Genomic DNA, 26,910 nt, shown 5'->3' on the forward strand with positions numbered 1-26,910 from the left:
ATGTACACCTCTCTGTTTTGGGCATGTCCCCTTTTGGGACACCTTCAAAACAAGGAAAACCACACATTCCAGCAGGCCATAAAATGAAAATGCCCTACCAGCTTATAATAACTGATAAGGCTTTTTCAATAAAGTGGTCCCACCTGGGCTTGAACCAGGGACCCTCTGATTATGAGTCAGATGCTCTAACCAACTGAGCTATAGGACCGGTGCCTTTGCAGGCAAAAATATATAGAACTTGATTGGGCCCCCTTTCCCGGGGGACGGCAAAAGTAAATATTTTTTACTGAATCTTTTACAAATTTTTCCTCCCGCGCCCTAACTTTACCCCGCCATGCAAGGAATCAAACACATCATTTTCGATCTCGGGGGCGTCATCCTCAATATAGACTACCGGCTCACCAGCCAGGCTTTTAAAGACCTCGGCGCGCAGAATTTCGACGAACTGTACAACCAGTTCCACGCCAATTCGTTATTTGAAGACCTGGAAACCGGGCGCGTGACGAACGGGGATTTCCTGGCCAGCATCAAAGAACACCTGCCGGAGGGTACTACTGACGAACAGATCGTCCACGCGTGGAACGCTATGCTGCTGGATTTCCCGGTAGCAAGGCTGCAACTGCTCCAGCAGCTCCGCAATCACTACGACCTCTTCCTGCTGAGCAATACCAATGCCATCCACCTGGAAGCGTTAAATAAACAACTGGAAAGGGAAAGAGGTATCCCCTCACTGGCCTCGTTCTTCGACCGGAGTTATTACTCCAACCTCATCGGTTACCGTAAGCCCGAGAAAGAATCCTACCAGGTGATCCTGGACGAAAACGGGCTGAAACCGGAACACACCCTGTTCATAGACGACACCCTGCCGAACATTGACGGTGCGAAAGCCCTGGGCATACAGACGATTCACCTGCAGGCGCCCAAAACCATCCTGGATATTTTCCGGAAAGGGTAGTTTGTTCCTCGGAAAGCCCGCTGTGGTTCACACAGGGAGTTCGTGGGAAAACGGTAAAGATTAATTCTTGATTTCCTCAAAGTCGATGTAATCGCCTTTTTTGTCCTGCCTGATCGGCTCAGCGGGGCGGGGCGGGGCCTGTTGCTGCTGGCCCTGCTGCTGTTGCTGTTGTTCGAATTGCTGGCGCATGGCGTCCTGCATGTCGCGCACCTGGCGGCGGACTTGTTTGGTGCCCCGGTAAACCGGGATGAAGAAGTCGAATACCAGTTTATATAAGAGCCATCCTAAAAAGATGTAGAATAGAAGCTTTAACATAATGTCACAAAGATAGCGGTATCTCCATTTTTACGGTCCATTTTAAGGTTTTTTTAACGAACGCGCTAAAACTTGCCGATCATGGAGGCTACTTCGAGGGACACCTGTTTGTTGTATTCCCAGGTGAGCTTACGGTAGTTTACGGCATCTATGATAGTGCCGATAAAGCAGAAACCGCAGGTGAAAAGGAACAGCAGTCCCATCAGGATCTGGTCCATCAGGAAGCGGTGTATCCCGTTTACCAGCACGAAGCCCAGGAGGCAGGTGAGCAGGATGGTTTGCGGGTCTTTGCGGCGGCCCTGGTAGAGATAGAGGAATTTTTTCCGGGCTTCCGGGTCGAACTTCTTGGTAAGTTCTTCCAGCCAGATCAGCTCCTCGTGATCGATGCCGGGCAACATGGCGAAATAGAAGTCATTCATATCTGAAAGTATAATATTGGTCTTTGGATAATTTGCCGATGCGCCATAGCAGCATCAGTAATACGGGCGCCCCGAGTTTGTGATTTTCCCAGCTTTCCAGCCATTGCCCGTGAAAAAGGTGGGAAATGGAGCGGCCGAGTCCGCATCCGGGGCAGCTGCCGAGGCCGGCGAGCTTTGACAGGCAGAAGCTGGGCAGGCCGGCGTGCGGGTCGAGGAACGCGAGGAGGATAAGCCCCAGCGTCCAGGCCACCAGTTCGATATTGATACGGGAAATCATATCTATCTCAAATTAAGATAATCCCGGCGGCTATCCAATTATAATAAATGATAATGTGTGCTGGCCGGGGTTCCGTGGGGTTATATTTAGAAGAAATTGTTCTTGGAATGAAAATAAATGCTAATTTTGTAAAGGTAAAATGATTCAAATGAAGGGGACGCGAGAGTCCCCTTCTTCTATTTCATATGGCAAACGAACAAGTGATAACGCGCATCAGGGAAATGCTGGAAGCGTTGCTGGCGGACAAACCAGAGTATTTTTTAGTAGAGATCAGGATTAAGCCCACCAATAATGTAAAGGTGTTTGTGGATGCTGACAATGGTGCCTCGATAGACAAACTGGTGTCCCTGAACCGCCAACTATACCCCCAGCTGGAAACCTCCGGGTTATTTCCGGACAATGATTTTTCCCTGGAAGTATCCTCCCCCGGGCTGGATGAACCGCTGAAAACTCCACGACAATTCGTGAAAAACACCGGCCGCAAGGTAGAAGTGACCCTGCTGGACGGGGCCATCAAGGAAGGTAAGCTCCTGAGCTTCACCGATGAGGCGTTGACGCTGGAAGAGACGGTAGGCAAGAAAAAAGAGATTTTTATAACAAACATCAATTTATCCGAAATAAAGCACACAAAGGTGTGTATCGTGTTTTAAAAACTATAACAGAACATGGCTAGTATTAACCTGATTGAGTCATTCACCGAATTTAAGGAGGCGGAAAACATTGACCGCCCCACGCTGATGAAGGTGTTGGAAGATGTGTTCAAGACGCTGCTGCGTAAGAAATATGGCTCAGATGAGAACTTTGACGTGATTGTAAATACCGAGAAAGGTGACCTGGAGATACTCCGCCGCCGTACCATCGTGGACGATGGCACCGTGGAAGATGACAATGCCCAGATCGCCTATTCCCAAGCTATATTGGTGGAGCCTGACTACCAGGTGGGTGAAGACCTCTACGAAGAAGTGGAGATCATGGATTTCGGCCGCCGCGCCATCCTCGCAGCAAAACAAACGCTGACCGCGCGCATCGGGGACCTGAAGAAAAATATCCTGGTTAAGAAATACGCCGACCGTGTAGGCGAGATCGTAACAGGCGAAGTATACCAGGTGTGGAAAAAGGAAGTTTTATTATTGGATGATGAAGGGAATGAGTTAATATTGCCTAAATCCGAACAAATACCGACAGATTACTTTAAAAAGGGTGAAAACGTACGGGCGGTGGTAAAGAAAGTGGAGCTGAAGAACAATTCCCCGTTGATCATCCTTTCCAGAACACATCCCTCCTTCCTGGCTAAACTCCTCGAAATAGAGGTGCCGGAGATCTTCGACGGGCTGATCGTGATCAAAAAGATCGTGCGTGAGCCGGGCGAAAGAGCCAAAGTAGCCGTGGAATCCTATGATGACCGGATAGACCCCGTAGGTGCCTGCGTGGGTATGAAAGGTAGCCGCATTCACGGCATCGTTCGTGAGCTCCGGAACGAAAACATCGATATTATCAACTATACCGCCAACATTCAGCTGCTTATCCAGCGCGCGCTTACGCCCGCAAGGATCAGCCGGATGGACGTGGATACTGAAAATAAATACGCATCCGTTTACCTGAAACCTGACCAGGTATCACTGGCGATCGGTAAAAAGGGCGTAAACATTAAACTTGCCTGCGAACTCACCGGAATGGAAATTGATGTATTCCGCGATGAGGAACAGGAACAAACTGAATTCGACATCGATCTGGAAGAATTTGCAGACGAAATCGAAGCCTGGGTGATAGACGAACTGAAAAGAATCGGTTGCGATACCGCCCGCAGTGTGCTTGACCTGACTCCGGAAGAACTTGTACGCCGTTCAGACCTCGAAGAGGAAACCGTACATGAGGTGAGAAGGATCTTGCAGGAAGAATTTGAAAAAGAATAAAGCCGGCCGCTACTACCTTCCCATGGGGTAGGCTTTTTTGATTGCAGAGATATTTGAGTTATTGTTAAATGTTAAAAGAATTACTCCGCCGGTTGGTGGGGATTAAACGGGAAGGACGAGAATACGATATGCCTGAAGTAACAAACAACACACCGCGATTGCTGGCTGCGGCCAAGGAATTCAACATTGGAAAGGATACGCTCGTCGAATTCCTCGCCAATAAGGGCTTCGATATGGACGGATTCGGGTCTCCCAACGCCAAACTCACAGCCCAGATGTACAATTCCCTCCAGCAAGAGTTCCAGCAGGACAAGGCAAACAAGCGCAAAAGCGACCAGATTGCCCTGCCTAAAGGAACGGTGTTAGACGCAGCGAAAAAGAAGGAGAAGGAAGAAGCGGAACTGGCGGCAAAGAAAAAGGAAGAGGCGGAAGCTGCAACCAAAAAGAAAGAAGAGGCCCAGCCCAAAGCAGAGCCTCAGCCTGAACCGGAAGCTCCCAAACCTGCTCCTGCTCCCAAACCGGAAGTAAAAGCGGAAAAACCAGAGCCCAAGCCTGAACCTCAGCCGGAACCCAAACCGGTAGCGGAAGTGAAACCAGAGCCCAAACCTGAGCCTAAAGCGGAACCCAAACCGGAACCCGCTCCCGAGCCACAGGCCAAAGCCCCGGAAGCGCCCGCCCCTGCCCCGCAGCAGGAAGAAGCTCCCAAAGCGGAAGCGCCCCGCGTAGCCGGTCCCAAGATCATGGGCACCATAGACCTGGACGCGCTTAATGCTGCCAACCGCAGCAAAAAGCCCGCAGCTAAAAAGGAACAACCGGAAGAAAAAGCCGCTCCCGCTCCCCGGCAGGATGCGCCCGCTCCGGAACCTACAGAAGCGCCCGCTACTCCCGCCCCCAAAGCGGAAGTAAAGGAAGAGCCGAAAAAAGAAGAGCCTAAGGAGGTGAAAGCTGAAAAGCCCGCCCCTGCTCCCAAAGCGGAAGAAAAACCCGCTGAAGCAACGCCTCCCCCCGCAAAGGAGCCCAAAGCTCCTGAGGTGGTGAAACCCGCTGCAACCAAGGAAGCACCAGCACCCGCTGCTCCCGCTCCCCAGGCCGCGCCGGAAGCTGCCGATAGCAACGACCCCGCCGTTATTGAGAACATACAGGCTACCAGGCTTTCCGGCCCGAAAGTGATCGGAAAGATCGAACTGCCGGTTGCCCAGGAACGCAGGGACAACAAGAATTTCAACAAAGACGAAAAACGTAAGCGCAAGCGCATCGTTATAGAAAAGAAACCCGAGCCCATTAAACCGGGCGAATTCGCCAAAGAAGGCGGCCAGGGCGGTCCCGGAAACAGGGACAACCGAGGCCCCGGAGGCGGTGGCGGACAGCACCAGGGCGGCAATCGCGGCCCGGGCGGTGGCGGTGGTCATCACCAGGGTGGTAACCGTGGCCCGGGTGGCGGCGGTCAGCACCAGGGCGGTAATCGCGGCCCAGGCGGTGGCCAGGGTGGAAACCGCGGTCCGGGCGGTGGCGGAGGCCATCACCAGGGCGGCAACAGGCCCGCAGGGGCTCCAGGCGGCGGTCCGAGCCGTCCGCATCAGCGCAGGGACCAGCGTCCCGGCCAGGGCGGAGGCGGATACGGGCAAGGCGCACCACGCAGACCTGATGATAAGGAGATCGATAAAAACGAGATCCAGAACAAGATCAAAGAAACTATGGCCAAACTGGGAGGCAACTCCCGTGGCAAAAATACCAAAGCCAGCCGCCGCCGCGACAAACGGCACGAAATGGCCGAACGCCGCGAAGCACAAAGCGGAGCAGATGGCAACAAACTCCAGGTAACGGAATTCGTTTCCGTGAGCGAGCTGGCCAACCTGATGGACGTGAGCTTTGCGGAAGTGATCTCGAAATGTATGGGCCTCGGCATCATGGTATCCATCAACCAGCGCCTGGACGCAGAGGTGATAGAACTGGTAGCCGGCGAGTTCGGATACGAGGTGGAATTCATTGGCATAGACGATGCAACGGAGGAAGATGAGGAAGAAATCGTGGACGATCCGGAAGACCTGACGCCCCGCGCCCCCATCGTTACCATCATGGGCCACGTGGACCACGGTAAAACCTCCCTGCTTGACTACATCCGCAGTGCGAACGTAGTAGCCGGTGAAGCCGGTGGTATCACCCAGCACATCGGTGCATACCAGGTAACCACCGCCAGCGGCAAAAAACTGACCTTCCTCGATACCCCCGGTCACGAAGCGTTTACCGCGATGCGTGCCCGTGGTGCCAAGGTAGCGGACATTGCCGTGATCGTTGTAGCAGCGGATGACGCCATCATGCCCCAGACGCGTGAGGCCATCAGCCACTCACAGGCGGCAGGCCTCCCCATGGTGTTTGCCATAAACAAGATCGATAAAGACGGCGCCAATCCTGAGAAGATCAAGGAACAGCTGGCCGGCATGAACCTCCTGGTGGAAGACTGGGGCGGTAAATACCAGAGCCAGGAGATCTCAGCGAAAAGCGGCCTGAATATAGACGTACTCCTCGAAAAGATCCTGCTGGAAGCGGAATTGCTGGAACTGAAAGCCAACCCTGACAGGGAAGCTATCGGTACCGTAATTGAAGCGACCCTGGATAAAGGCCGCGGCTACGTAACCACCGTACTGGTACAGAACGGTACACTCGAACAGGGTGACACCATCGTATCTGGCGCTCACTTCGGTAAGATCAAAGCCATGTTCAACGAACGTGGCCAGAGAGTGGAAAAAGCCGGTCCTTCCGCACCCGTACAGCTGCTCGGCCTCAACGGGGCACCGCAGGCAGGTGAGAAATTCAGGATGTATGAAGATGAATCTGAAGCCAAAGACATCGCCAACCGCAGAGCCCAGATCGTTCGTGAACAAGGTATCCGTACCAAGAAACACATTACGCTGGATGAGATCGGCCGCCGTCTCGCACTCGGAAACTTCAAACAGTTGAACCTGATCATCAAGGGCGACGTGGACGGTTCCGTGGAAGCATTGAGCGATTCACTCCAGAAGCTCTCCACAGAAGAGATCGTAGTGAGCGTGGTGCTGAAAGGCGTGGGCCAGATCACCGAATCCGACGTACTGCTCGCTACCGCATCAGACGCATTGATCATCGGCTTCCAGGTACGCCCGTCCATGAACGCGAGCCGCCTGGCGGAAAAAGAAAATATCGAGATCAGGACCTACTCCATCATCTACGATGCCATCGACGAGCTGAAAAGCGCGATGGAAGGGATGCTGGAACCCAAGATCGAGAAGAAGGTCACCGCCAACGTGGAGATCCGCGAAACTTACAAGTTCGACAAGGCTACCGTGGCTGGCTGTTACGTGCTGGATGGCAAACTCTTCCGCAATTCGCGCATAAACCTGGTTCGCGACGGTATCGTGGTGCACACAGGGGAGCTCCAGAGCCTGAAACGCTATAAAGATGACGTGAAAGAAGTCGTATCCGGTATGGAATGCGGTCTTTCCATCAAAAACTACAGCGACCTCAAGGTGGGAGACATCGTGGAAGGCTTCGAAGAGGTGGAAGTTAAAAGAACACTCTAAAATCCAATTGCGCAGGGCTGTGTAAGCCCCGCGCAATCCCGAAATTTTTGTTAAATAGATTAGCCGTCTTTGTGCGGCTAATTTTTTATTGGTTACTTTGAGATTACAGTAACGTTACTATGAAAAAATTTCTTATATCCTCCTTTGGCGCAATGCTCCTTTTACAAGGCGCTTTTGCACAGCAACAGAAAATGGTGGCCGACAAGATCGTGTCCAAAGTAGGTGAAAAAATTATCCTGAAATCGGATATTGAATCTGCCCTGGTAGACATGCAGCAGCAGGCCCTCGAAGGCCAGCAGCAGCTCCCCGCAAACGCTACCTGCCAGGCGATAGAACAGATCATCGCACAAAAGATACTCGTACTCCAGGCGGAACGTGACAGCTTGCCCATCAGCGAAGCGGATGTGGACGGCCGTATCGAAAGCCAGATCCGCTGGGCGGAACAACGTTACGGCAGCCGTGAGAAAATGACCGAAGTGACCGGTTATACCATCTACCAGCTCCGTGAACGTTTCCGCGACGCCATCCGCGAAAGCATGCTGGCTAAAGCCATGCGCGATAAGATCGTAAACTCCGTGAAAGTAACGCCCACCGAAGTGAAGAACCACTTCGAAAAGATACCGAAAGACAGCCTGCCGTTCTACGAATCGGAGCTGGAGATCGGCCAGCTGGTAGTACTGCCCAAAGCGAGCTACGAAATGGATAAATATGCCATCGACAGGCTGAATGATTTTAAAAGCAAAGTGGAGAAAAAAGAAGGCGAGTTTTCCACCTACGCCAGCCTTTACTCTGAAGACCCCGCGGTGAAAGAGAACGGCGGCACATACGTACTGAACCGTAACGACAAAAACTGGGACCCCGCCTTTATGCAGGCCGCTTTCCGCCTGAAAGAAGGAGATATGTCCAGCCCCACTAAATCCGCATTCGGCTACCACCTGATCAAAATGATCAAAAGGGCCGGTGACAACGTGACCGTTCAGCACATCCTCATCAAACCGAACGTACTGACCGCCGATATCAACAACGCGATCAATAAACTGGATACCATCCGGGCAAACATCATCTCCGGTAAAAGCACGTTCGGCGAAGCCGTTACCAAATACAGCGACGAGCCGATGGCCAAGTTCAACGGCGGTATGCTGCAGAACCCGAACACGGGCAGCACTTACATCACCATCGACCAGCTGAACGACCCGTCCACTAAGGACATCGTGATGCTGCTGGACAGCCTGAAACCCGGTGGCGTAACCAAACCCCTGATCTTTGATGATGAGCAGGGCCGCAGAGCCGTACGCCTGGTATACCTGAAAACCCGCACCGAACCTCACCGCGAGAACCTGAAAGACGATTACTCCCGCATCCAGCAAAGGACGCTGCAGGAAAAACAGGTGACCGCGCTGAACAAATGGCTGCAGGACAAGATCCCCACTTTCTATGTACACGTAGAACCTGAATACAGGCAGTGCGAGAATATATCGAAGTGGACCGCCACGAATGCCGTGGCCGCCAAGTGACGGCACAAATAGTTTGAAAGATATTGCATCCCGGGTCCGAAACAGGCCCGGGATGTTTATTTACAGGCATTTCCCTGCCTAAATCGTATCACTGTTAGCGGAATGCTAAAGGCGAAGGTGGTTTGGATATTTAAGCGTAACTTTGCGACTTCAATTTTACAGCATGAGTGACGCGATAAAGCATGAATGCGGTTTGGCATTCATAAGATTAAGAAAACCATTCTCTTATTATCAACAACAATACGGAACGGTTTTCTACGGACTCAACAAGCTCTACCTCCTCATGGAAAAGCAGCACAACCGTGGGCAGGACGGCGCAGGGGTAGCCACTGTAAAATTACACACCGAACCAGGTGTTCCCTTCATGCACCGGATACGCAGCAGCCAGCCACAGCCTATCGGCGATGTATTCGGTAAGATCCGCGACGAAATAGCAGAAATAGAAAAATACCAGCCGGAGATCACCAAGTACCCCGGACTTATGAAAGGTCACGTACGGTTCCTCGGTGAACTGATGATGGGCCACCTCCGCTATGCCACCCAGGGCAAAAACAACGTGGAGCTCTGCCACCCCTTTGTCCGTTACAACACCATCCCCGCCCGCAACCTTAGCATGGCAGGGAACTTCAACCTGGTGAATGTGGACGAGCTGTTCAACTACGTAAAAGTATCGCCCGGCGAAACCCATAAAAACAGCGACCTCGCAGCCATGCTGGAGGTAGTGGCCCACTTCCTGAACAAAGAAGACGAGATCCGCCAGAACGGGCTGGACGTAAAAGCCATCCTTCAGCAGGCCTTCGGCATGTTCGACGGCGGCTACCACGTATGCGGCCTCATCGGTTCCGGTGACGCCTTCGTGATCCGTGACCCGCACGGTATCCGTCCTTCCTATTATTATGTGAACGACGACGTGATCGTGGCCGCTTCCGAAAGGGCCGCCATCCGCACCACCTTCAACGTGGGCGAAAACGAAGTGATGGAACTGATGCCCGGCACCGCCCTGATCGTAAAAGAAAACGGCGATTACAGCATCGAAGAGATCATTCCCGCCAAAGAACGCCGCGCCTGCAGCTTTGAACGTATCTACTTCTCACGCGGCAACGACGAAAAAATATACAAAGAACGCTCCGCGCTCGGGTATCACTTATCCGAAACCGTGCTTAAAGCCATCGACAACGACCTGCGCAACACCATTTTCTCCTTCATCCCGAACACCGCGGAAGTGGCGTTCTACGGCCTCATCAAAGGGCTGGAAGATTACCTGAACCGCATTAAGGTGGAAAGGATCATGAGCTGGGGTAAAGATTTTGACGAAGAGAAGCTCAACGAGATGGTGAACCGCCGTGTGCGGATCGATAAGATCGCTATCAAAGACGTGAAAATGCGCACTTTCATTACGGAAGATTCCAGCCGTAACGAAATGGTGCAGCACGTATACGACATCACGTACGGTACGGTAAAACCCGGCACCGATACGCTGGTGGTGATAGACGACTCCATCGTGCGCGGTACCACCCTGCGCGAAAGCATCATCAAAATGCTGGACCGCCTGGGCCCCAAACGCATCATCATCATGAGCTCCGCCCCCCAGATACGTTACCCGGACTGCTATGGCATAGACATGAGCAAGATGGGCGAGTTCGTAGCCTTCCAGGCCTGCATTGCGCTGCTCCGCGAGCAGGGCAAGGAATACATCCTCCAGGAGGCTTACGGATTGTGCAAGGAGCTGGAAAGAACCAATACCCTCAACGCGCAGAACGTGGTGAAAAACATCTACAAACCTTTCACCCCTGAAGAGATCTCCGCGAAAATTGCCCAGATCATCACCCCCGTAGGCATCAATGCCAATGTGGAAGTGATCTACCAGAACATAGAAAGCCTGCACGCCAGCTGCCCGAACAACCTGGGCGACTGGTACTTTACCGGCAATTACCCCACACCCGGCGGTAACCGCGTGGTAAACAAGGCGTTTATGAACTATATGGAAGGCAAGAACGAAAGGGGTTACTAATCCTCACAAAACATGTTAATTTTCTTTTAATTCGGGGTCATCGTTTCACCTCCCGGGAAAAAGACGTATTTTCGGATAGTGTTTGTACTCAATTGTTTACCCAATGTGTATGAAAACTTTACTGTTAGTCCGTCACGCAAAATCCAGCTGGAACGATCCGGAAATGGATGATTTTGACCGCCCGCTGAACAAGCGTGGTAAACTCAATGCCCCGGAAATGGCCACCAGGCTGCTCTCCAGGGGAGTTGTGCCCGAGCTCATCATCTCCAGCCCGGCGAAACGCGCCCGCGCTACCGCCCGCATTATGGCCAAAGAATGGAAGTACCCCAAAGAAGCCATTTTGCTGGAGGAAGAGCTGTATCTCTGTTATGCCTCCACTTTCCTGAAGGTGATCACCAAAATAGACGACGATTTTAATGCCGTTGCCATTTTTGCCCACAATCCGGGTATTACCGACTTTGCCAATTACCTGACCGAAGAGATAAGAATCGACAATGTGCCCACTACGGGCATTTTTGGTATTGAGGCGAATACGGAGCACTGGGAGGAGTTCGACCGCGCCAAAAAACGCTTCCTTTTCTTCGATTACCCCAAGAGCGAAGGCCTCGTTTAACCCCATTGGCACTTTCCTGATGCCCTGTTAATCTGGCAGGAGCGTAAAATAACCCTTGATACGTTATTTACCCACTGGTTATGAATTGCGTTTAAATAGTATGTATTGATTATTTGTGTAAAATGGCCGTTAATCCTTTTTCCACTATTTCCAGTTGTTTTAAGCAATTGAGCGCCCTAAGTGGCTGACAGAGTTGCAGTTGTGATCCCTTCTAGGCTTCCAAAGGAACCGGCCGTTTATACTCATCGATCGCCACAAAAGTGAAGGTTCCGCTGATGGCTTTATACCGTTCCGTGGAATACATTTCCTCCACAAAAATTTCCACCAGCACCTTCAGGCTGGTATTCCCCGTTTCCACCACCCGGCCGATCAGCTCTATGATCGTACCCGCCGGTATCGCCTTTTTGAAGTCTATTTTGTCCGAGGAGACGGTGACCATCCTTTTCCGGGCGTACCGGGTGGCGGCGATAAAGGCCACTTCGTCCATGAGCTGCATGGCGGTGCCGCCGAAAAGGGTATCATAATGGTTGGTGGTGTTGGGAAACACGGCTTTGAAGATGCGGGTTTCCGACTGTTGTATCCTTAATTCCTTGTTCATCAGTTTGTTTTATTCTTTTGTTACCTCCACCATCCATTCGGGGCCGCTGGCCACCTTGTGTTTTTCGGCGAAGTTGCCAAAGTTGATGGCAAATGAAAGGTTCATCAGGCTGTTCTGATACGCCAGCGGGGAACCCTCCGGTACGGACGCAAAGGTGGTCACGTAAGGCATTACCCCGTTGAAGATCACCATTTTATCCTTTGATATTTTGATCCGGAGCTTATCCCCGAATTTCAAATGGAGGGAAGCCAGCGTTTTTTCATCGATGTTCGTCCAGGCGTTGCCATACTGGACGTCCAGGATGGGGATGTTCCCGTATACGGTATTGTTCCTGAAGGTGGGTTGCTGGTAAGGAATGTGCAGCACGGTGTCCGGCAGGCGGTGGCCCACGGAGTCGAAAGGAATGACGCCGGCGGCCAGCCTGGCGCCGGTATATGCGTACACATCCCGGCCGTGAAAGGTATATGAGGCGGAAGAGCCCGGGAGGCGGTTCCGTTTTTCATCAATTTCCCGCACGGCTTCTATGCCCAGGCTTTCCGCGATGAGCGTGAGGGTGCCATTGTCCGGGCTCACGAAATAATGCCCGCTTTTTGTTTGCAGCACCACGGATTTACGCTCCGAGCCCACGCCCGGGTCCACGACGGATACAAACACGGTGCCTTTGGGCCAGTAAGCGGCCGTTTGCTGAAGGCGGTATGCGGCTTCCCATATATTAAAGGCCGGGATCTCGTGGGTGAGGTCGAATATTTTCAGTTCGGGCGATACGCCAAAGGCCACGCCTTTCATGGCGGATACGGCGCCGTCCTTTAACCCGAAATCTGTTTGTAACACCAAAGCATGGGACTGCGAAAAAGCGGTTCCTTTCAACAACATGAAAAGGGCCAGCAGGAGGTTAAACGGTTTCATGCCAATGAAATTAAAGAATTTTAGTTCAATTCGAAGTGTGAGGAGGAGAGAGAGCTAGTTCATTTCCTTGCGCAGTACCTGGAGCGCGTTGTGAAGCGTGTTGTAAACGGTGCGTTCCGTAAGCCCGGTGACTTCGGCGATCTCCTTAAACCCGCGCCCTTCAAAATATCTCAGCTGCACCAGTTGCAGCTGGCGGCCGGAAAGTTGTTTCAACGCAAGCTGGAGGCGGGCTTTCACGCCTTCATCCGTTTGGATCTCGATCAGCATTTCTTCGTAGGAAGACTGGGTAAGCTCAGGATGGGCGGCCTCGTTGAACTGCACTTCTTTGCGCCCGTTGGAAGACTTATAAAGGATACGTTTGAAAATGGTGATCACATACTGCTGGATGTTCTGCACGCCGGTAAGCCGCTCCCTGATCTTCCAGAGTTCCAGGAATAGTTCATTGATGCAGCCTTGTACAAGGTCTACATCGCGGTAGAGGGAAACGCCCAGGCGGAAAAGATCGTCGTAAAAAAGGTCAAAACATTCGTACAGGCCCTGACGGTCTCCCCCGGCGAGCAATTGCCAGTTCTTTTCTATTTTTTCATGGCGATGCGGGTTCATCATCAGACGATGAAAACGGTTCTTTTGGTTGATCAGGAGTAAAATAAATTATTTTTTGCATTTCCTTGGTAAAAAGGGAAGGTTTCCCGCACTTGTATAGTATCAACCAGATCAGCACATGCATTATTCGCATCAGACGGCAGAAGAATTGCTGCTTATAGAATCATTTATCCACTATTGCAAAGGCGCGCCTGAGGCTGATGTACAATATTGGCAAGCGTTGCTGCGTAATTACCCGGACCAGCAGCCCGAGGCAGCCCGCGCCCGGGAAATATTCCATGTTATGCAAGGATACCCGCCTGTTTCACTAAAAGCCGCCGCATTGGAGCGGTTAAAAGAAAGCCTGGACGCGCAGGAAACAGATACATCTGAGACAGTTACCCGTGTACGCAGGCTCCCCTACCGCTGGATGGCGGCCGCGGGCGTTGCTGTCATTGCGGCATCCGCCTTCCTGCTGATGCAGAACCCTGAAAAACACATCATTCACTACAATACCCTCGCACAAACCGGCATGCAGGACCGTAAGACCCTCTCCCTGCCCGATGGCTCCGAAGTACTGCTCAGTACCGCCAGTACCCTGCAGCTCAGCGATGCCTTCGGAAAAAAAGACCGTAACGTATACCTCGAAGGCGAAGCGTTTTTCACCGTAAAATCCAATACCAACCTGCCCTTTACCGTAGTTACCCGCAAAGCCGCTACCACCGTGCTGGGCACCACTTTCAAAGTACGTTGTTACGGCGACGATGCCCAGGTAATGCTGGCCAGCGGTAAGGTGCGCGTAGAGGCGGACGCGGCTGCGATGGAACTGCAGCCCGGGGAAGAAGCCGTGGTGGAAAACGGCGCTCCGCTGAAAAAGATGGTTTATCAGAAAGAGGAAATGCAGCGCTGGATAAACCGGAAAGTGGAATTCGCCAATGCAGATATGGATCAGATCACCGCTATACTGAAAGAATATTATGGCGTAAACGTGAGGATGGAAAAACGCCCGGCCGGCAAAGTAATGTTTACCGGCATATTTCATGACCAACAACTGAATGTAGTACTGGACGCAATTAGCTTTACCAACAACTTTACCTACCGCCTGGAACATAATGAGGTGGTGATCCGCTTTTAGACAGGGACGCAATTTATCAGATTCTAAATCCTTTATACATGAAGAGAACTATACCACGTTCATGTATGATGCCGGCATTGCTATGGCTTTGCCTTACCATCAGTACAGCAACCAGAGCGCAACAAAAAGTTTATTCGTTTAACTGGGAAAACACAGCACTATCCAGCGTGTTCAGGCAAATTGAACAGGCCGCCAACGTCAGGTTTTCCTACAACCCCTCGGGCATCAAAGAAGATATGCCCATCAAACTCCGGATCGACAGCCAGCAGCTGGATGCTGTGGTTGCCCGGCTTTGCCAGGCCATTAACTCCAATTACCGCATTACGGAAAACATTGTCATGATACGCCCCTCCGGAGAATCGGCCACCGCGGCGGATTACCGGCTGCATGGCAAAGTGACCAATGAAAAAAACGAGCCATTGCCGGGTGTGACCGTTCACAACCAGCGGCTTAAAAAGGCTGTGCATACATTAGCAGATGGTGTTTTCAGCATCGACGCCGCGCCGGGAGACCAGATCGAATTTACCATGATCGGGTTTGAACGGCAGGTGCAGAAAGCAGGCGCCGAAGGCTCGCTGCTGAACATCACCATGAAGGAAAAAGTGACGGACCTGGGCACCGTAGTGGTAACGGCCCTTGGTATCCGGCGCGAAGCCCGGGCGCTGGGTTACGCGCACGCCGAAGTGAGCGGCGACGATATGAAACGCGCCCGCGAAACCAATGTGATCAATTCCCTCGCCGGTAAAGTGCCCGGCCTGATCATCAACAGCACGGCAGGCGGTCCGGCAGGCTCCAGCCGCGTAATCATCCGGGGAAATACTTCCATCTCCGGCAACAACCAGCCGCTGTACGTGGTAGACGGGGTGCCCATAGACAACTCCAACTACGGCCAGGTGAGCGGCGACAAATACTCCAGCGGCTTCGACTTTGGAGACGCTATCTCCGCCATCAACCCGGACGATATTGAAACGATCAGCGTGCTGAAAGGCCCTTCCGCCTCCGCATTGTACGGCAGCCGCGCGGGCCATGGCGTGATCCTGATCACGACCAAAAAAGGGTCGCTGAAAAAGGCCCTGGGCATAGAGATCAACAGCACCGCCACCATGGAAAAACAACTGACCCGTTTTGACGACTATCAATACGAATACGGTCAGGGTACGGGCGGTACCATTCCCCGCGACAGGGACCAGGCGCGCACCACGATGTTCAGCAACTTCGGCGCCAGGCTCGATCCCACGCTGATGGTGGCCAGCTTCGACGGCAAACAGCGCCCTTACGGCCTGGTGCGCAACAACATCGAAAATTTCTTCCGCACCGGCTCCACTTTCACCAATACGATTTCCCTCACCAGCGCCACGGACAACACGGCCTTCCGCCTCTCCCTGTCCGACCTGAAGAACAACGACATCGTGCCCACCAGCGACATGCGGCGCAACACCGCGAACTTCTCCAGCAACTCCAAGTTCGGCAAACGCCTGAGCGTGGACGCCAAGGTGATGTACATGCGCGAGGAAGTAAACAACCGCCCCGCGCTCGCGGACGATGCCGGCAATATCGGCAACGCGTTTGTAGGCCTTGCGAATAACATCGATCAAAGCATCTTTTCCTCCGGCTACAAAAACGACAATGGCGACTATGTAGACTGGGGCGGTGGCGAATACCGTCTGAACCCTTACTGGGTGATCAACGAAATGAGCAATAAAACGAAGAAGGACCGCATCATGGGGAACATCGTGGCGAACTACCAGTTTGCCGACTGGATCGCTTTACAGGGCCGCTTCTCCACGGACATCACCTATTTTAAATACAGGAAATACAGCCCGCCCAGTACACCGGGCTCTATCACCGGCCGCTACGAAGGCATCGACCAGAAGTTCCAGACCACCGAAGCGGACGTGCTGCTTACCCTGCAGAAACAGTTCACGCCCAACTGGTACGGCGCGGCCCGCCTCGGCAGCAGCCTTTCCCAATATTCCCGCCCGGGCACCAACCTGCTGGGCACTGATATGGCGCTGGAAGAAATTTCCATCAACAGCTTCAACGACCGCGTGGCTACTGAAATTGAATCCCGTCAAAGGACCAATTCCTTCTACGGCCTTTTCAGCGGAGCGTATAAAAACTGGGCTTACCTGGACGTGACCCTGCGCAGGGATGCCACTTCAACCTTACCAAAATCATTCAACTCATACCTTTATACGTCTTTCTCCGGCAGCTTCATTTTCACCGATGCGTTTAAAATGAAAAACAAAGTGCTGACCTATGGCAAGCTGCGCGGGTCCGTTGCGGAAGTAGGCAGCGGCACCGATCCGCATATGCTCAATCTCAATTACGCACTGCTGCAGCAGAAAATAAACGGTGAAGCCGCGGGTGGCATCAGTACGACGGTGCTGCCTCCCGGTGATCTGAAACCAACGCGCACACGCTCTTATGAGATAGGCACCGAAATGAAGTTTTTAGATAACAACATCGGGCTGGATGTAACCGCCTACACACAGGATTCCCGCGACCAGATCAACTACGTGCCCATTCCTACTTCTTCAGGTTTCCGTACCATGCTGGTAAATGCCGGTGTGATACAGAACAAGGGCATTGAGATCGCGATATCCGCCACACCGGTGCGCACCGAAAACTTCCGCTGGGACATCAGCGTGAATGCGGCCCGCAACAAAAATACCGTAAAGAGCCTGGCGGAAGGCATTCCCTTCCTGACGCTCTCCGATGCACGCTGGCTGGGCGTTTCTGTAGTAGCACAGCCCAATGCCCCGTACGGCGCTATTCTCGGATATGATTACCAGAAAGATCCTTCCGGCAATATCATTCTCGACTCCATCACCCTCACCCCCGTACCTACGGACGAACGGAAGGTGATGGGCAAAGGCACCTGGGACTGGACGGGCGGTATGACCACCTCATTGTCTTACAAAAACTTTACGTTCAACGCCATCCTGGATATGAAACAGGGCGCCGACCTTTTTTCCATGACGAACCTGTTCGCCGTACTGAGAGGTAGCCATGAGACTACGCTGGAAGGCCGCCAGGAATGGATACATTCAGAAGAAGAAAGAATGGCTGCCAACAAAACGCCGGTGGAATGGCAGCAATCAGGAAATGTAAGAGGGTATGTGCCGCAGGGCGTAGTAAGGAACGGACTGGATAACTCGGGTAAACCGGTGTATGTGAAAAACACCCGGGCTATGGATCCCGGGCAATACTGGTCGCTGTTTTACGCAGATGCAAAAGGCATCACCACACCATTCCTGTACGACGCCTCCTACATCAAGGTGCGCGAGCTGTCGCTGACGTACAGCCTGCCGCAGTCGATGCTGAGAAAAGCGAAGATCGGCGCGGTAACCGTATCTGTAGTGAGCCGCAATCCTTTCATCCTGCATAAAAATGTACCGAACGTAGACCCGGATTCCAATTACAACAACGGGAACGGTCAGGGCCTCGAATACGGCTCCCTGCCTTCACGCAGAAGCTGGGGCTTGAATCTTAATGTGCGCCTTTAAACTGATGCCGTATGAACAAACAAAAAAGAACCCGTATGAAACGTTATTATAATTTCCTGGTATGCCTATGCCTGCTGATGGTGGCGGGGTTCACGGGCTGCGATGATTTCGGGGATATGAACACCAATCCCACGCAAAGCACCACCATGGACCCTGCCCTGCAACTGGTGCAGGTACAGGCCCGGTTTTCCGGCGACCTGGAATCCAATGAAAGGGTCAGCACTTTCCTGTGTATGCCCATGGTACAACAGCTGGGCGGAGCCTGGGCCTGCCAGTACGGCGGCTTCTACGTGAAGCAGCAGCAGTACATGAGCATTCTCTGGGAGCTGAACTACACCAATGATATCCTTAACCTGTCGGACGCCGTGAGCCGCGCCAAAGATGATCCGAAGCGGCCGAACCTTTACAACATCCTGCGGATCATGAAGGTGTACCTCTTCGCACGCCTCACCGATCTTTACGGCGATATCCCTTACAGCGAGGCATCAGCCGGTTATACGCAGAAGATCGTGCGCCCGAAATACGACAAGCAGGAAGATATCTACAACGACTTTTTCAAGGAGCTGACCGAGGCCTCCACCGCGCTGGACGCCTCCAAAGACAATGTGAGCAACGAACAGTTCTATAAAGGAGATATCGCAAAATGGAAAAAATTCGCCAACAGCCTGCACCTCCGCCTGGCCATGCGCCTCGTAAAAAGAGATGCGGCGAAAGCCCGTGCCGAAGCTGAAAAAGCTTTCCAGCGCGGCGTATTCGCAAGCAACGATGATATCTGCAAAATGACCCATGCGGACATCCTGAACAATTATGCGGACGTGCGCGGCAACGGCCTCTCCGCATCCATCACACAAGGTGAAGTGATCGCCTACCGTTACAACCAGGTGTTCCTGGATGCGCTCCGCAATACGAACGACCCGCGCCTGAATCACATCGGGAAATACTATATAGACAAACCCTACGCCTTCATGGAACGCACCGATATTACCACGGAAGTAAAAGCCGTGGTAGGTATTACGGGTTGCAAAAACGGGGACTTTGTGTGGGACGACTGGAAGAACACTTTCACCATCCAGGTGCCCGGCATCGGCTCTTACGACGTGGGCAACAATACACAGAAGATGCAGCTGGCGAATTTCCTGATAGCGAACGATGCGCCTTTCCTTCACCTTACTTATGCCGAAACAGAACTGCTGCTGGCCGAAGCGTGTTTCCGCTGGGGCCTCAACCTCAATGGCGATTTCCTGGCACATTACAACCGTGGCATAGAAGCCGCCATGAAGCAGCTGAGCCTTTACCCCGGCGGCCCGCAGATCACCGACGCGGAGATCAGCAAATACAAATCAGACAACGTGATAGACCAGGGCAAGGAACTGACGATGATCAACCACCAGCTGTGGGTGGCGCTTTTCATGAACGGCCCCGAAGCGTATGCCAACTGGCGCCGCACAGGCTTCCCCGTGCTTACGCCGGGTTACAAGCCAGGTTATTCCAGCGTGAACACGATTCCCCGCAGGTTTGAATACCCGCTTTCAGAAAAGGAACAGAACGCTGAAAACTATAACAAGGCAGTGCAGGCGATAAACGTAAAGGAGAACGACTGGACCGGCCGTGTATGGTGGGATAAGGAATAAGCATTTCAATCATTAACAAACAAGGTCATGCACAAGAAACTATATATACTGCTGGTTAGCATCCTCGCCCTGGCCGCTTGCGGGAAAGAACGCATCAAAGACCCCGAGTTTGGGCCCGGGGATTACCCGCGCATCTTCGACATCCAGAATGCTTTTATCTCGCCTGTGCGCATCATCAATGAAGGGCAGACGGCGGATTACAAAGGCCTGGTATATTCTCCCGGCGGCAAAGTGAATATTTCCTGGAAAGTGAACGGGGAAGAAAAATCCAAAGACACTGTTTTTTCCTTTACCCCCACCGCCGGCGGCGAATACACGATCTCGCTGGAAGTGGAGCTGAACGGCATGAAAAGCCAGCGTTCCTCCAAGGTGCTGGTAAAGCCTGCCACTTATACGCCGAAACCTTATGATAAAGTGATCATGGCGTACCTCTCCGCGGAAGGCACCGCCCTGGGCGTGAACTGGGAGCAGGCCACGCACGTTACTTTCCTCGCCGGCAGGGTAGCCTCAGACGGCACCGTGGACCTCTCCGCGGGGGAGATCAACCAACGTATGGATGAAATGGTAGCCCGCGGCCACATTGCCGGAAGGGCAGTACTGCTGGGCCTGGCAGGTCGTCTTTCTCCCGTAGACGGCTGGGCGCTTTACGAAGCGAACGACTTCGGCGAAGCGATCCGCACACCCGCTACCCGTGCAGCGTTGGTAGCTTCCGTTGCAAACTACGTAGCCACCCGCAGGATTGACGGGGTGGATATTATGATGAGCGACATCAACTCCGGCGCTTATGCGCAGAATGTAGCCGCCATCGCGCCATTCATCGCCGAGCTGAAAGCCGCTCTTCCCGCAAACTCCATCGTAACCGTAACGGTGGGCGCAGGATGGCAGCACTGGGATTATCCCAGCCTCTCGGCAGCCACCTGGGTGAACGTACGCGCATTTGAAGACGGCATTCATGTAGGCCCCGGAGCTCCGCGCGGCCAGGCTTCCTCTTACGATTATATGCTGGCGGCAGCCAAGATCTGGGTGGACTTTCACCTGCCCGCGGACAAACTGGTGATAGGTATACCCGCATTCGGATTGAGATACAATGCAATAGACGGTGTGGGCAACAACCTTGACTGGGGCTCGTACGATTATGTAGCCTACAGAACCATCCTGGGCTACGATCCGCAGGCCGCTACCAAAGAACTGGTGAATCATGCATTTGGCGTGTATTACAATGGCCAGCCGCTGGTAAAACGGAAAGGAGACTTCATTAAAACCTCCGCTTACAAAGGCGCATACCTCTGGGCGGCGGACTATGACAGCGGTGACGACAAAGCGTTGCTGAAAGAATTACATAACTCATTGAAATAGTACATTTTTGGTTAATTGAGCAAAGGGTCGGCCGCGAGGCTGGCCTTTTGTTTTTATTGTTTAACTTTATTTACACCAAAGCAATTGTTATTGCAACCTGAGCAGGTATTCCCTACCGAAGAAATACTCCTCGCGAAGCTGCGTGCCGGCGATATTGCAGCGAGGCAATGGCTGTATGACCGCTATGCCGCGCCTCTTTACGGGCATCTCCTTCTGCTGGCGGGCACGAAACTTCTTGCTGATGAACTGCTTATAATTTCTTTCGAACGAATTTTTAAAAATATCCGTGAATATGACCAAAGCCACGGAATATCCTTATTTTCGTGGGTAATAAAAATGGCGCGGGAAACAGCAATTAAAATGCTCCCGTCTGCCGGATTAACTGGTAATGAATTAACTCACAGCAGAAGTGGAATCCTGCATTTTACGAATACACTCAGCGAACAATGCCGAAAGGTGTTTGTTTTGTGTTACTGCAGGGGACTTTCAAGAATTGAAGCGGGTAAGCAATTAGACATGACAGAAGAAGAGGTGCTTCGTTGCCTGAAGGAAGCATTGACAGAACTCAGAAGATTTTCCAAACGCAGTTGAATCTGGAAGAATACATAAAAAATGGTATGGTTGAAAGCTACGTGCTCGGCCTGTCTACTCCTGACGAAAAGGAGGAGATGGAAAGACTATTGCATGACCATCCCGAATTACAAACCGAGCTGCGGATCGTTGAAAACACTTTTCACAAGCTCTGGCTGGAAGATGCATATCCTCCGCCGATAGAACTGCGCCAGCGCACGCTGCAACCTTACAACTGGGCTGATACCAGCGCCGGCCCGGAGAAAAAACCGAATTATACTTTCATCAATATTGCGCCCAACCAGTCGGACTTCATCACCGTACACAAGGTTTGGAAATGGATCTTTATTGCAGCTTTCCTGTTGTTTAAGCTCTGTCTTTTCACCGCGATCTATTTTTACTTCAAATACCGCCAGGTGGAAGAGCGCCAGATTGAGCGCGAAAAGGTGAGACAGGAATACCAGAACCAGAATATCCCCCGATAACATTCAGGCAGTCAGTTTAATCCCCCCGTTAATACCTTCCAGCAGCATCTGTACGCCCAGTACGGCCAGTATCAACCCCATCATTTTAGTGATCACGATCATGGTATTGTTTCCCACCCATCTTACGATCTGCCCGCCGGAAATGAACAGGATATAAGCAATGTAACACAACAGCCCGTATATCCCGATCACGATGAACGTATGCACGGGGTCACTGCTGGCGGTGTAATTCATGGCGGTGGTGATGGTGCCGGGCCCTGCCATCAAAGGCATGGCCAGCGGCGTTACCGCCACGCTGATGCCGGGATCCGCTCCCGTGGTGTCTATTCTTTTCTCCGGCTCCACTTTGTTTTCCAGGATCATCCTGTAACCGATCACGAAAAGTAAAGCCCCGCCTGTGATACGCAGGGCCGGCAGGGAAATGTTCAGCACCCTGAAAATAGCAGTGCCGGCTACACAGAAGATGGTGATAATGATAAACGCCACCACTACCGATTTGAACGCGATCTTTTTGCGCTGCGCCGGCGTCATGTAGCCGGTGAGGTCCAGGAACACGGGTACATTGGCAATGGGATTTACGATAGAGAAAAATCCCATGAACACAGCCGCGGCGAAACCGTAATAGTTAGCGGTCATGTGGCGGTTTTTTAGGATGAACAATATTCGGTTTTATCTTCCGTCCCGTCGTCTGCCTGATGATCCACTCAGCGCCGAAAGACAGCGCGAGGAATATTCCCGTTACCCATAGTTGCAAAGGAGCGGACAAAACATCTACAACAATTACCAGCAGCACCGTGCCAGCACTTACCACCACAGCCGCCCATGACCAGAAAACGTTTGCGCCTGTTTCTTTCAGCAGCCGCAGGTGCCCGATGTTCACCATGCTGTAACACAGCAGCATGGCCATACCGCCCAGCGAAGCAATCACCGTGAGATCGAATAACATGATGAGCCCGATGATACAAACACCGGTGATAGCCAGCCCTTCCGTGCCCCGGCCCCAGAGATGTTTTTCAAATGTTTTGGGCAGCGTGCCGTAGGCCGCCATCACGTATGCATTGTTCCCGGTGGAGAACAGGTTTGCATTGATGGCCGTAATGCTGGAGATGAGCGCGGCAATGGAAATGATCACGAATCCCGCCTGGCCGAGGAATGGCCTTGCCGCTTCAGCCAGGGCCGTTTCTTTTGCGGCAATCACTTCCGGGGCGCTGAGATTGCCAAATACGACCACGGCCAGTATCACATAAATGACCGTTACCAGCAGCACGGTGGTCATGATGGCGCGGGGAAGCGTTTTGGAGGGATTTTCCATATGTTCCACCGCCCCGCTGATCACATTAAAGCCCGTATAGGCAAAAAAGGTAACCGCCACGCTGGAAAGAATATTGCCGGCGGGTAGCGGGGTCGGCCATTGAAGATTGACCGGCCGGATGGTGAAAAAACCGAGTATGGCAAACCCGAACAGGGCGACAAGTTTGATGGCCACGAATATTTTTTCCACCCGTGCAAAAGCCGAGACGCTGATAAAATTCAGTATGACCAGTACCGCCACAATACCGGCTGCCAGCAGGTTCTGTATCCATGGGGAGCCGGTATGCCCCAGCAGGGAAGCGCCATACGCGCCAAAGGATTTTGCCACCACGGCGGAGAGCACGATCATACTCACGTAATAAAAAATGCCCATCCCGCCGGAATAGACATTTACGCCATAAGCCTGCACCAGGTATTCCAGCACGCCGCCGTTTGACGGGTACCGCGCACCCAGCCGGGCAAAAGTATAACCACAAAGAACCGTAATACCGCCGGCCAGCAGGAAAGACAACCAGGTAGCCGAGCCTACAATGGCGCCGGTCTGCCCCAGCAGGGCAAAGATCCCGGCCCCGATCATGGCGCCTACACCCATAGATATGGCGGCTGCCAGGGATATTTTACCTTTGTTTTTCATAGTGGCCCGTTGGTTACTTATGTAATGCCCCAACGCGGAAATTGTTCATTCTGGTCCTTAAAACAAATTCCTGAGTTCCACTGTTTTAATGAAAGTATTCCTAAACCATTCAAAAAATAGCAGATGGCACAACGTCGTGAACATGACTTCCTGGGAGAACGTGAGATCCCGAAAGATGTATATTATGGCATCCAGACCCTTCGGGCGATAGAAAATTTTCACATCACGGGCATCCCGCTGAAAGTGGAGCCGCTTTTTGTACAGGCGCTCGGGTATGTAAAAAAAGCCGCGGCTTTGGCAAATTCCGAGCTGGGCGTGTTCGACAAAAAGATTGCCTCCGCAATCGTAAAAGCCAGTGACCGCGTGATCAACGGGGAGTTTAACGACCAGTTCATCACAGACCTCATCCAGGGCGGAGCAGGCACCTCCGTGAATATGAACGCCAATGAAGTGATCGCCAATGTGGCGCTGGAAATGATGGGCAAAGAAAAAGGCGATTACGAATTTTGCCATCCGAACAATCATGTGAACTGCTCGCAATCTACGAACGATGCGTATCCCACCGCATTCCGCATTGCGCTGATGAACAAACTGACTGATTATAAAACCAGTCTTGAAAGGCTGGCGCAGTCTTTTGAAAATAAAGGCGAAGAATTTAAACAGGTGCTCAAAATGGGCCGTACCCAATTGCAGGATGCCGTACCCATGAGCATGGGCGACGAGTTCAAAGCCTTCGCTACCAATCTTCGCGAAGAACTTTCCCGCATAGAAGACAGCAAACGCCTGATCTCCGAGATCAATATGGGCGCTACCGCCATCGGTACTGGCGTGAATGCGCCGAAAACATATCCTGAGCTGGTGACCAAACACCTCCGCGAGGTGACCGGCCTGGACCTTTCCCTGGCTACGGACCTGATTGAAGCGACGTATGACACGGGCGCGTACGTGCAATTGTCTGGTGTGCTGAAACGTACCGCCGTAAAGGTTTCCAAGATTTGTAACGACCTCCGCCTGCTGTCATCCGGCCCACGGTGCGGCCTGAATGAAATAAACCTTCCGCCCATGCAGCCGGGCTCTTCCATCATGCCCGGCAAAGTAAACCCCGTGATCCCTGAAGTGGTGAACCAGACCGCGTTTTATGTGATCGGCGCGGATCTTACCCTCACCATGGCCGCGGAAGCCGGTCAGCTGCAACTGAATGTGATGGAACCGGTGATCTCTTTTTCCCTGTTCACTTCCATCACCTACATGACAAATGCCTGCAACACGCTCCGCGAAAAATGCGTGGACGGCATTACCGCGAACGCGGATCATACACAGCAGATGGTGATGCAAAGCATCGGCATCGTGACCCAGCTGAACCCGATCATCGGGTATGAAAAATCCGCTGCCATTGCGCGGGAAGCTTTGGAAACAGGCAAGTCCGTACACGATATAGCCGTTAAAGAAAAGAAACTGGTGACCCAGGAAAAGTGGGATGAAATATTCACGTTCGAGAATATGATCCGCCCCACATTCATCAACAGCTAATGTTTTACCCATGAAACCCATCACCTTACTATTGCTGGCCTGCGCCTTATGCGGCCGCGCTGAAGTAATAGCGCAGGCAACCACCGGGAAGCTCCCCCATGTTGTGATCCTCGCCACGGGAGGCACCATTGCCGGCGCCGGGGAATCCAGCGTGGGCACGGCTTATACCGCTGGCAAACTCCCCATCGAGGTATTGCTAAATGCCGTGCCGGAAGCGAAAAAAATAGCGAACATCAGTGGCGAGCAGATCGCATCCGTAGGCAGCCAGGCCATGCACGACAGTGTGTGGCTGAAACTCGCTAAAAGGATCAACGAGCTGACCGCGAGGCCCGATGTGGATGGCATTGTGATCACCCATGGAACCGATACCGAAGATGAGACCGGCTTTTTTCTCCAGCTCACCGTCAAAACCTCCAAACCCGTGGTGCTGGTGGGCGCCATGCGGTCCGCCACAGCTATTTCGGCGGACGGGCCGATGAACCTGTACAACGGCATTGTAACCGCGGCTAGTCCAAAATCAGCCGGCAGGGGCGTGCTGGTATGTATGAATGACAGGATCTATTCCGCACGGGAGGTGACAAAAACCAATACCACCAACGTAGCTACTTTTCAAAGCCCGAACGCGGGCCCGCTGGGTGTGGTCTATGACGGGGATGTGGCATATTATCACAAGATACTGCGCAAACATACTGTCGAAACAGAATTTGATATCAGCGGGGTGAATACATTACCAAAAGTAGATATCTTGTACGGCTATTCGAATATGAATCCTATACTGGTAGACGCGTTGGTGAAAGACAAAGCACAAGGCATCGTGATAGCGGGTGTTGGCAACGGGAATCTTTACCCTACGGTAGAGCAGCGGATCAAAAAAGTTACAAGCTCCGGCATAGTGGTGGTGCGGGCCTCCCGCACGGGAAGCGGCCGGGTGACCTTAAACGCGGAAACGGACGATAAGGCGCTGGGCACCGTGGTGAGCGACGATCTTAATCCGCAGAAAGCCCGCATCCTGCTGCAACTGGCGCTGCTTAAGACAAAAGATCCGAAGAAGATCCAGGAAATGTTTTTCGAATATTAGCATTCATTCCA

At 52.5% G+C, this 26,910-nt stretch carries 23 protein-coding genes and 1 tRNA gene; 15 read left to right on the forward strand and 9 right to left on the reverse strand.

From position 1 onward, the window contains the following. Positions 1-134 precede the first annotated feature (134 nt). Positions 135-208, reverse strand: a tRNA-Ile gene (locus EG028_RS24580). 126 nt (positions 209-334) lie between these two features. Here EG028_RS24580 and EG028_RS24585 point away from each other — a divergent pair. Then, the gene (locus tag EG028_RS24585; protein ID WP_120519003.1) at positions 335-955 is read left to right on the forward strand and encodes an HAD family hydrolase; all 621 of its coding nucleotides are present in this window, start codon (positions 335-337) and stop codon (positions 953-955) included. Positions 956-1,015: 60 nt separating this feature from the next. Here EG028_RS24585 and EG028_RS24590 read toward each other — a convergent pair whose 3' ends face one another. The 3 genes from EG028_RS24590 to EG028_RS24600 all read right to left on the reverse strand — a co-directional run bounded on the left by EG028_RS24590 (position 1,016) and on the right by EG028_RS24600 (position 1,966). Then, positions 1,016-1,270, reverse strand: a complete 255-nt coding sequence (locus EG028_RS24590; protein ID WP_120519004.1) for a hypothetical protein — start codon at positions 1,268-1,270, stop codon at positions 1,016-1,018. 65 nt (positions 1,271-1,335) lie between these two features. Then, the gene (locus EG028_RS24595; RefSeq protein WP_174235437.1) at positions 1,336-1,689 is read right to left on the reverse strand and encodes a TM2 domain-containing protein; all 354 of its coding nucleotides are present in this window, start codon (positions 1,687-1,689) and stop codon (positions 1,336-1,338) included. Further along, positions 1,682-1,966: a DUF2752 domain-containing protein gene (locus EG028_RS24600; protein WP_120519005.1), complete on the reverse strand. Its 285-nt coding sequence runs from the start codon at positions 1,964-1,966 to the stop codon at positions 1,682-1,684. Before EG028_RS24600 ends, EG028_RS24595 begins: the two co-directional genes overlap by 8 nt. Positions 1,967-2,151: 185 nt before the next feature. Here EG028_RS24600 and EG028_RS24605 point away from each other — a divergent pair, with 185 nt between their 5' ends. The 6 genes from EG028_RS24605 to EG028_RS24630 all read left to right on the forward strand — a co-directional run bounded on the left by EG028_RS24605 (position 2,152) and on the right by EG028_RS24630 (position 11,574). Then, entirely contained in the window at positions 2,152-2,616 is a 465-nt protein-coding gene (locus EG028_RS24605; RefSeq protein ID WP_120519006.1) for a ribosome maturation factor RimP, read from the forward strand. Positions 2,617-2,631: 15 nt separating this feature from the next. Further along, the gene (gene nusA, locus EG028_RS24610) at positions 2,632-3,879 is read left to right on the forward strand and encodes a transcription termination factor NusA (protein WP_120519007.1); all 1,248 of its coding nucleotides are present in this window, start codon (positions 2,632-2,634) and stop codon (positions 3,877-3,879) included. Positions 3,880-4,007: 128 nt separating this feature from the next. Beyond that, the gene (gene infB, locus EG028_RS28035; RefSeq protein ID WP_120519093.1) at positions 4,008-7,436 is read left to right on the forward strand and encodes a translation initiation factor IF-2; all 3,429 of its coding nucleotides are present in this window, start codon (positions 4,008-4,010) and stop codon (positions 7,434-7,436) included. 119 nt (positions 7,437-7,555) lie between these two features. Further along, a complete protein-coding gene (locus EG028_RS24620; protein ID WP_120519008.1) occupies positions 7,556-8,950 on the forward strand; it encodes a peptidylprolyl isomerase in 1,395 nt (464 codons plus the stop codon). A gap of 283 nt (positions 8,951-9,233) precedes the next feature. Further along, positions 9,234-10,961 (forward strand): amidophosphoribosyltransferase, encoded by a 1,728-nt coding sequence (locus EG028_RS24625; RefSeq protein WP_241559216.1) that lies wholly within the window; start codon positions 9,234-9,236, stop codon positions 10,959-10,961. A gap of 109 nt (positions 10,962-11,070) precedes the next feature. Then, positions 11,071-11,574 carry a SixA phosphatase family protein gene (locus EG028_RS24630; RefSeq protein WP_120519010.1) on the forward strand — a complete coding sequence of 168 codons (504 nt, stop codon included), beginning with the start codon at positions 11,071-11,073 and terminating at the stop codon, positions 11,572-11,574. 211 nt (positions 11,575-11,785) lie between these two features. On the opposite strand, the gene EG028_RS24635 is transcribed toward EG028_RS24630, so the two are convergent. From EG028_RS24635 to EG028_RS24645, 3 genes are read right to left on the reverse strand one after another with little or no spacing between them, the layout of a single operon-like run. After that, positions 11,786-12,172 (reverse strand): acyl-CoA thioesterase, encoded by a 387-nt coding sequence (locus EG028_RS24635; protein ID WP_120519011.1) that lies wholly within the window; start codon positions 12,170-12,172, stop codon positions 11,786-11,788. A gap of 9 nt (positions 12,173-12,181) precedes the next feature. Next, positions 12,182-13,078: an SAM hydrolase/SAM-dependent halogenase family protein gene (locus tag EG028_RS24640; protein WP_120519012.1), complete on the reverse strand. Its 897-nt coding sequence runs from the start codon at positions 13,076-13,078 to the stop codon at positions 12,182-12,184. A 54-nt stretch (positions 13,079-13,132) separates the two neighbouring features. Beyond that, complete coding sequence (locus tag EG028_RS24645) at positions 13,133-13,684, reverse strand: RNA polymerase sigma factor (RefSeq protein WP_120519013.1); 552 nt, start codon at positions 13,682-13,684, stop codon at positions 13,133-13,135. Positions 13,685-13,799: 115 nt separating this feature from the next. On the opposite strand from EG028_RS24645, the gene EG028_RS24650 reads away from it, so the two are divergent. The 6 genes from EG028_RS24650 to EG028_RS24675 all read left to right on the forward strand — a co-directional run bounded on the left by EG028_RS24650 (position 13,800) and on the right by EG028_RS24675 (position 22,346). Continuing rightward, positions 13,800-14,795, forward strand: coding sequence for a FecR family protein (locus EG028_RS24650; protein WP_120519014.1), 996 nt, complete (start codon positions 13,800-13,802; stop codon positions 14,793-14,795). Between the two features lie 38 nt (positions 14,796-14,833). After that, positions 14,834-18,304 carry a SusC/RagA family TonB-linked outer membrane protein gene (locus tag EG028_RS24655; RefSeq protein WP_120519015.1) on the forward strand — a complete coding sequence of 1,157 codons (3,471 nt, stop codon included), beginning with the start codon at positions 14,834-14,836 and terminating at the stop codon, positions 18,302-18,304. A gap of 11 nt (positions 18,305-18,315) precedes the next feature. Further along, positions 18,316-19,935, forward strand: coding sequence for a SusD/RagB family nutrient-binding outer membrane lipoprotein (locus EG028_RS24660; RefSeq protein WP_120519016.1), 1,620 nt, complete (start codon positions 18,316-18,318; stop codon positions 19,933-19,935). Between the two features lie 27 nt (positions 19,936-19,962). Beyond that, on the forward strand, positions 19,963-21,291 hold the full coding sequence (locus tag EG028_RS24665) for a glycosyl hydrolase family 18 protein (protein ID WP_120519017.1): 1,329 nt from the start codon (positions 19,963-19,965) through the stop codon (positions 21,289-21,291). 90 nt (positions 21,292-21,381) lie between these two features. Then, positions 21,382-21,882 carry an RNA polymerase sigma factor gene (locus EG028_RS24670; RefSeq protein ID WP_162946631.1) on the forward strand — a complete coding sequence of 167 codons (501 nt, stop codon included), beginning with the start codon at positions 21,382-21,384 and terminating at the stop codon, positions 21,880-21,882. 26 nt (positions 21,883-21,908) lie between these two features. Continuing rightward, positions 21,909-22,346 (forward strand): hypothetical protein, encoded by a 438-nt coding sequence (locus EG028_RS24675; RefSeq protein WP_123864791.1) that lies wholly within the window; start codon positions 21,909-21,911, stop codon positions 22,344-22,346. 3 nt (positions 22,347-22,349) lie between these two features. On the opposite strand, the gene EG028_RS24680 is transcribed toward EG028_RS24675, so the two are convergent. Together EG028_RS24680 and EG028_RS24685 are read right to left on the reverse strand one after the other, a co-directional pair. Further along, positions 22,350-22,982, reverse strand: coding sequence for a MarC family protein (locus EG028_RS24680; protein ID WP_120519020.1), 633 nt, complete (start codon positions 22,980-22,982; stop codon positions 22,350-22,352). After that, positions 22,972-24,291: an APC family permease gene (locus tag EG028_RS24685; RefSeq protein WP_120519021.1), complete on the reverse strand. Its 1,320-nt coding sequence runs from the start codon at positions 24,289-24,291 to the stop codon at positions 22,972-22,974. Before EG028_RS24685 ends, EG028_RS24680 begins: the two co-directional genes overlap by 11 nt. A gap of 123 nt (positions 24,292-24,414) precedes the next feature. Here EG028_RS24685 and aspA point away from each other — a divergent pair, with 123 nt between their 5' ends. Both aspA and EG028_RS24695 read left to right on the forward strand, forming a co-directional pair. After that, on the forward strand, positions 24,415-25,821 hold the full coding sequence (aspA, locus tag EG028_RS24690) for an aspartate ammonia-lyase (RefSeq protein WP_120519022.1): 1,407 nt from the start codon (positions 24,415-24,417) through the stop codon (positions 25,819-25,821). Positions 25,822-25,831: 10 nt separating this feature from the next. Beyond that, positions 25,832-26,899: a type II asparaginase gene (locus EG028_RS24695; protein ID WP_120519023.1), complete on the forward strand. Its 1,068-nt coding sequence runs from the start codon at positions 25,832-25,834 to the stop codon at positions 26,897-26,899. Positions 26,900-26,910: the final 11 nt, after the last annotated feature.

The sequence above is a fragment of the Chitinophaga barathri genome (genome assembly GCF_003807585.1).
GTDB classification, from domain to species: domain Bacteria; phylum Bacteroidota; class Bacteroidia; order Chitinophagales; family Chitinophagaceae; genus Chitinophaga; species Chitinophaga barathri.